7 protein-coding genes and 1 rRNA gene are annotated in these 6542 nt (G+C 43.1%); all 8 read right to left on the minus strand.

The genetic code is table 11. The annotated features are described in order from the left end of the window. Positions 1-3 precede the first annotated feature (3 nt). Positions 4-621, minus strand: a complete 618-nt coding sequence (locus J9B83_RS06565) for a GntR family transcriptional regulator (protein ID WP_211535945.1) — start codon at positions 619-621, stop codon at positions 4-6. An 11-nt stretch (positions 622-632) separates the two neighbouring features. Then, positions 633-1805, minus strand: coding sequence for a benzoate/H(+) symporter BenE family transporter (locus tag J9B83_RS06570; protein WP_211535946.1), 1173 nt, complete (start codon positions 1803-1805; stop codon positions 633-635). Positions 1806-1910: 105 nt separating this feature from the next. Further along, the gene (locus J9B83_RS06575) at positions 1911-2621 is read right to left on the minus strand and encodes a ZIP family metal transporter (protein WP_211535947.1); all 711 of its coding nucleotides are present in this window, start codon (positions 2619-2621) and stop codon (positions 1911-1913) included. Positions 2622-2769: 148 nt separating this feature from the next. Next, positions 2770-3546 carry an ectoine/hydroxyectoine ABC transporter ATP-binding protein EhuA gene (gene ehuA / locus J9B83_RS06580; RefSeq protein ID WP_236037140.1) on the minus strand — a complete coding sequence of 259 codons (777 nt, stop codon included), beginning with the start codon at positions 3544-3546 and terminating at the stop codon, positions 2770-2772. Next, positions 3543-4220: an ectoine/hydroxyectoine ABC transporter permease subunit EhuD gene (gene ehuD / locus J9B83_RS06585; RefSeq protein ID WP_211535948.1), complete on the minus strand. Its 678-nt coding sequence runs from the start codon at positions 4218-4220 to the stop codon at positions 3543-3545. The genes ehuA and ehuD overlap by 4 nt, the downstream gene beginning before the upstream one ends. Further along, positions 4217-4879 (minus strand): ectoine/hydroxyectoine ABC transporter permease subunit EhuC, encoded by a 663-nt coding sequence (gene ehuC / locus J9B83_RS06590; protein WP_211535949.1) that lies wholly within the window; start codon positions 4877-4879, stop codon positions 4217-4219. Before ehuC ends, ehuD begins: the two co-directional genes overlap by 4 nt. Before the next feature lie 17 nt (positions 4880-4896). Next, a complete protein-coding gene (gene ehuB / locus J9B83_RS06595; protein WP_236037141.1) occupies positions 4897-5709 on the minus strand; it encodes an ectoine/hydroxyectoine ABC transporter substrate-binding protein EhuB in 813 nt (270 codons plus the stop codon). A 749-nt stretch (positions 5710-6458) separates the two neighbouring features. After that, positions 6459-6542, minus strand: a 5S ribosomal RNA gene (gene rrf / locus J9B83_RS06600); the annotation flags it as partial.

Below are 6542 nucleotides of genomic sequence, written 5' to 3' on the forward strand. Positions count from 1 at the left end.
CGCTTAAAGGTTTTTTAAATAGTCCGTTAATAAAGCACCGGCATTAACAATGTGTTGGTGTAAGAAGTCGACAGAGCCCGATTTATTTTTTGACTCAATCATATCAAGCCATGCTTTATGCTGTTGCTGACTTCTTGCCCGATACCCCAACGGCCCATACTGAAAACCTAAATAGCGAACAGCTTGCTTGTTAAGTCCTTCAACAACCCTGTGTAGCGTTGGTCTATCTGCTGCCTGATACAAAGCCTCGTGAAAACGCCAATTCAACTCACCACGTTCAACTAATGAAATGTGCTCTCGATCTAACCTAAGAGTGATTCCTCGTGCTTTTTCGATATCTGCAACTTTGATACCGTCAAATGCCATATCAAATAACAAGCATTCTAAATGGGCTCGCATAAGATAAATATCTTCAGCTTCTTTCCAATGCAAATCAGGAATCATCACACCGGCTTTGCCATGTGTAACGAGCCAACCTTCCGCTCTTAATGACAACAGAGCATCACGAATAGGTATCCGACTAACACCATAAGAGTCCGATAAGTTCACCTGCCGTAAGGGAACACCTCTTGGAAGGCGATTATTTAAAATATCTTCTTTTATTCTCTGACTTACATCCATCAATAACTCATCTAACGTCGCTTAATACTGGACAATAACAGACAAATAACACCGAACAAAATTCCCCAAAAAGCCGAAGCAATACCTAAAAAAGACACACCAGAAACAGTAACAAGAAAAGTAATAAGCGCCGCTTCTCGATGCACATCTTCAGACATGGCCGATTTCAAGTTCATCCCTATAGTGCCCAACAAAGCAATTCCCGCTAACGCTGCGACCATAGTCGCTGGAAAAATAGAAAATAAAGCCACAACAGAGGCGCCAGTCAGCCCAGCTAATCCATAAAAAGCACCCGCCGATAATCCTGCTATATAGCGTTTCGATGGGTCTTTATGACATCCATCACCTGAACAAATAGCCGCAGTAATAGCAGCCAGATTAAAGGCAAATCCGCCTAGTGGTGCGAGTAAAATAGATGTTAATCCGGTCCAACTGATCAGCGGAGAAACTGGCGTTTGATAACCACTGCTGCGCATCACAGCTACGCCAGGAATATTTTGTGAAGTCATGGTCACAATATAAAGAGGAACACCAATGCCAATAAGCGCACCAACATTCCACTCTGGCCATACCCAAACAAAAGCTCCCATCTCAAAAGGGATCGAACCCATAAGGCTAGCATCAGATCGAACCAACACAATAACCACACCGACTAACAACACAAATAACACACTATAACGTGGCACAAAGCACTTACTGACCAGATAAGTGACAAGCATGGTGGCGACTAAAAACACGTCCATCGTCATGGCATCAAAGATGGCCAGACCAAATTTAAACAACACGCCAGCCAACATGGCGCACGCCAACGGTAAAGGAACAAGGCGCATAACCCTATCAAACAAGCCAGATATGCCCGTCAACAAGGTCAGCAAACCCGCAAAAACAAACACCCCGATCGCTTCAGCATAACTTATTGAACCCAAACTTGTTGCTAATAAGGCGGCGCCGGGAGTAGACCAAGCGGTAATAATGGGAGTTTTATACCACAGTGATAAGAAGAAACACGTCGCCCCCATACCAAAACCAAGCGCCATAATCCAAGACACGATTGTACCTTCGTCAGCACCGGCTGATTGTGCTGCTTGAAACACAATCGCAACAGAACTCGCAAAACCAATCAATACAGCAACAAAACCAGCAACAAGAGCACTCAAACTCATGTCTTTTAAGATCGTCAGCACCTTACTTCTTCCTATTTGGGTATTAAGTTGGCTTACTATAAGTCAGCGCGACTATTTTTGTATACATTTTTATTTTGGAACGACGCCACCACAGCCAAAATTGATTTAAACCAACATATAACCAACCAACCCAAGAACAAACCCCATCACCGCCCCCATAGGAGGCGCCCAATGCTTTTCCAACGGTACTTGGGGAGCAATGTCTTGAAACACCGCATACAAGATGCCACCCGATGCAAATAACATAATACCAGACACCACCGCAGGCCATTCAGACAGCCAGACATGGGCAATCGCGCCAGCAATCGGACCACAAAGAGCCAATAAAAAGAATATTACAATAATAGTGGAGGAACGGTAGCCGGAGCTCGCCTTAAGCTCACGAAAAGCATTAAAACCCTCAGGCAAGTTTTGCAGCGCAATCAGAATCGCCAGTAAAACGCCATTTATCGTACCCAGTGCAAACGCCGCTCCTAACGCTAAAGATTCTGGAATGAAGTCTGAGAGCATGGCAATCAGCTGACTCATCGAGGTTTGATTTTTGGACAGCTGAATGTCCAACATCATAAACCCCAAACCACCTGACAAAAAAAGCAATGCCGCCGACCAAGCTTCAAAGTGCTCAATACCCTCTGGCACCAACACAAGCGCAATGGCCGACAATAAAGCACCACCACCAAAAGCCGCTACGCCATGTCGCAATTCGTTTTCCAGCCAACTTGATCTAATATGCTCAAAATTGGCTAATATGGCCCCTATCGGCATTGCTAAGCCAGCAAACAGTGTTAGTAGAATCACATTATATAAAGGAGTCATTACTTAGCTGCTCTTGAAAGAAAACACTATTATCTATCCATGATGCGTCAGTTGCCACACATAAAAAAACCCTCAATCATTGGAGGCTCCAACTATTGAGGGTCACTTCAGTCATGTTTCATATATCAGCGTCAATCAACCCTATTGCTTAGGATTGACCAATATACGCATTTAAAAACGCTTTCGTTCTTTCTTCTTTAGGCTGGGTGAAAATCACTTCTGGGTCACCTTCCTCAACGATGGCTCCTTGATCAAAAAAGCATACCCGGTCACTTATCTCCCGAGCAAAATACATCTCATGTGTGACGAGCAGCATGGTAAAGCTCTCCTCTTTTACAAGGTTACGGATCACGTCTAAAACCTCATCAACCAATTCTGGGTCGAGGGCAGACGTAATTTCATCCAGCAACAAAATGGAAGGCTTCATCGCAAGCGCGCGAGCAATCCCTACCCTCTGCTTTTGTCCGCCTGATAAGTCATTAGGATAACTATCTGCCTTATCAGCCAATCCAACTAGCGCCAATAATTTTTCAGCAAACGCTTCTGCCTCTTGCCGTGACACACCTTTTACGCGCATTGGCGCTTCGGTGATGTTGCGCTTAACTGTCATATGTGGGAACAAATTAAAATGCTGAAACACCATTCCAAGGTGATTACGCATTTTATGCAGATGCTTGCTGTTCGCGGGTACATACTGACCTTGCCAAAGCATATGCCAGAGTGACTCCCCAGCCACATTGATATAACCGCCATCAATGCCTTCAAGCGTCATTAAAATACGCAACAGTGTACTTTTCCCTGAGCCACTCGGGCCTATAATAGAAACAATCTCGTTTTCTTCCACTTTGAAATTAAAGTCACTAAAAATGACCGTATCGCCAAAGCATTTTTTTACATTGTGAAACTCAATAATTGGCGCACTCATTTCAAGCTAAATCCTTCTTTCGGAAAACGTTTCTCAATCTGATAGATTCCATAAGCCGCTATCACACTGAACAATAAGTACATGATACCGACTAGGGTGAAAGGCTCTAAATAGCGGAAATTCTCAGAACCAATAATCTTCGCGATTTGCAGCATTTCCAACAACGTAATGGCGGACAACTGCGGTGTTTCTTTAAACATAGCAATGATGTAATTCCCCGTTGCGGGAATCATCGGGCGAATAGCTTGCGGCAAGACGATGTCTCTGTAAGTATCAACTAAGGACAAATTCAAAGCTCTTGCGGCTTCCCACTGCCCTTTTTCGATGCTGTCGATACCACTTCTAAATACTTCTGACAAATACGCTCCATAATGCAAACCTAGAGCGAACACCCCTGTAGCAAGAGGCGACATACCTACACCAAACTCAGGCATAACGTAATATAGGAAGAATATTTGCACCAACAAAGGTGTGCTGCGAATAAATTCAACTACCCAATAAATACTGGTTCTTAACGTTCGGCTTTTACTGCGACGCAACAATGCAAACACTAAGCCCATCGCAATAGCAAATATACTGCCGAGCAAGGTTGCCAATAAAGTCACTTTGGCGGCCGATAAAATCATTGGAAGTACATCCCAAGTGAATGCCCAATCCCACTGAAATCCACTCATGAAGCAATACCTCCACGACCGAGCCCTTTACTTAGGTGTTTTTCCAGTCGACGTATGAAAAAGACCAAACATTGCGCGATGACAAAATAGAACACCAAAACAACCCCAAAAATTTCGCCCACTTGCAGAGTTGTATCCGCTAAGGACTTCGCTTTAAACGTGAGATCGCCAATGGTAATTAAGGACACGAGCGATGTAGCCTTAACCAACTCAATGGCCAAATTACCAAACGGTGGAATCATATTAACCAGCGCTTGTGGCATGATAATTCTCCACAGTCGCTGTGAGGCGGTAAAATTCAATGCGATAGACGCTTCGTACTGTCCTTTTGGTACCGATTGAATTGCACCACGAACTACTTCTGTACCGTAAGATCCAATGTTTAAACCCAGTGCAACAACAGCAGCGGTCATCGCATCGATGGTTATACCAAAAAAAGGCAAAACAAAGTAAATCCAATACAACTGGATGAGCGCAGAAGTGCCGCGGAAAAACTCAATATAGATGATCGCGATTTGCTTAAAAGGGGACGGTGCGTAGAGGCGAATGAGACCAAAACCAAACGCCATTACCACCGCAAGAGGCAAAGCCATTGCCACTATTTGAATAGTGACAATGGCCCCCTGAAGCAAGACGGAGACAATTTCTCCAAATTCCATGAAAAGTTACTCCAGTATTATTGGCATAACGCTTTTGCCGTCATTTCGCCTGGAGAAGTGTGCTTCCCAAAGCCGTAAGGCGTGACCATCGCTATGTGCGCTTCAGAATCAATAAAGCTCCCTAGTTCGGTGTTAAACGCATCACGCAGATCAAGGTCTGCTGGACGGAAACCAAAACCACCATAGCCTTTGACCGATTTCCCATCAATCATCAAGGGAGTAAAAGGTTGAGCCAATTCTACACGGTCATCTTTTTGAGCCAAAGACGCCATGGTTAGGCTTGTTCCAGCTAACGCATCAATACGACCTGATTTTAATGCCGCCACACCAGATGGGTAATCCGGAAGGGTGACAATTTTATTCATAGCAATACCAAAGTCTCGTGCATAGCCATACTCAACGGAACCGGACATCACACCTAGCTTTACTGACTTATCATTAATATTGTCGTAGCCATTGAGCGCTTCTGGATTACCATTTTTCACTAGAAAACCTTCACCAATGCTGTATGTAGGGTTTGAAAAGGCGATCTGCATACAACGTTTAGGTGTGATGTACATACCTGCTGCAATTACATCAAACCGTCCTGCACGCAACCCTGGAATTAGAGAACCGAACTCTGTAACAACCACGTTCACGTCTTTCACACCTAATTCATTCAGAATATGAACCGCAATACTTGGCGCTTCGCCAGCAGGCTCTCCATCCGGCGTGGTGTAACCATAAGGGACTTCGTTTGCCACACCTATCGTAATCTTCCCCTCTTCTTTGATCTTATCCAATGTACTTGCCGTTGCTGTAATAGAAAAAAGAGCAACGCAAAAACTCATTAGAGATATAACGTATTTACTAAATATATTTTTCACAATAAACCTCATGTTCGTTAGAAAAATGAATAAAAAATTACAAAATTCGCGTATACATTAAACAAATTGACAAAAATGATCAAGTTTAAATTAGATCTCTAATATTTAGTACACTTATAAATAGTTGATCTAAATTGGATTTATATAGAAATTAAAAAGGCTATGTAAGCACAACTTCTGTTAAAAACACTACACAGAAAACACGAATAGAGGCTTATTTTAGATGCAAAAAAACCTGACCAGTCGAGCTAATCAGGTTCTATGTTTACCTAAGTCACAAAGCAAGCAGTAGTTGCAAGCGCTTACATACTTATCTCAATAAAAAACCCCACACAGCATTCGCTATATAGGGTTTCTTAAAAATTAAAACTTGAGGACGACCTACTTTCACATGCTTATCTGCAATAAAAAACCCCACACAGCATTCGCCGTATGGGGTTTTTTAGAAATTAAAACTTGATGACGACCTACTTTCACATGCTTATCTGCAATAAAAAACCCCACACAGCATTCGCCGTATGGGGTTTTTAAGAAATTAAAACTTGATGACGACCTACTTTCACATGCTTATCTGCAATAAAAAACCCCACACAGCATTCGCTATATAGGGTTTCCTAAAAATTAAAACTTGAGGACGACCTACTTTCACATGCTTATCTGCAATAAAAAAACCCCACACAGCATTCGCCGTATGGGGTTTTTAAGAAATTAAAACTTGATGACGACCTACTCTCACATGGGATCTCCCACACTACCATCGGCGATGGCGCTTTTCACTTCTGAGTTCGGGATGGGAT

Source organism: Marinomonas vulgaris, assembly GCF_018145875.1.
In the GTDB taxonomy this organism is placed as follows: domain Bacteria; phylum Pseudomonadota; class Gammaproteobacteria; order Pseudomonadales; family Marinomonadaceae; genus Marinomonas; species Marinomonas vulgaris.

What these genes read in the sequence shown, in the direction of transcription:
- J9B83_RS06565 (WP_211535945.1), bottom strand. Translation starts at nt 621, where the DNA reads ATGGATGTAAGTCAGAGAATAAAAGAAGATATTTTAAATAATCGCCTT.
- J9B83_RS06575 (WP_211535947.1), bottom strand. Translation starts at nt 2,621, where the DNA reads ATGACTCCTTTATATAATGTGATTCTACTAACACTGTTTGCTGGCTTA.
- ehuA (WP_236037140.1), bottom strand. Translation starts at nt 3,546, where the DNA reads ATGAGTGCGCCAATTATTGAGTTTCACAATGTAAAAAAATGCTTTGGC.
- ehuD (WP_211535948.1), bottom strand. Translation starts at nt 4,220, where the DNA reads ATGAGTGGATTTCAGTGGGATTGGGCATTCACTTGGGATGTACTTCCA.
- ehuC (WP_211535949.1), bottom strand. Translation starts at nt 4,879, where the DNA reads ATGGAATTTGGAGAAATTGTCTCCGTCTTGCTTCAGGGGGCCATTGTC.
- ehuB (WP_236037141.1), bottom strand. Translation starts at nt 5,709, where the DNA reads ATGAGTTTTTGCGTTGCTCTTTTTTCTATTACAGCAACGGCAAGTACA.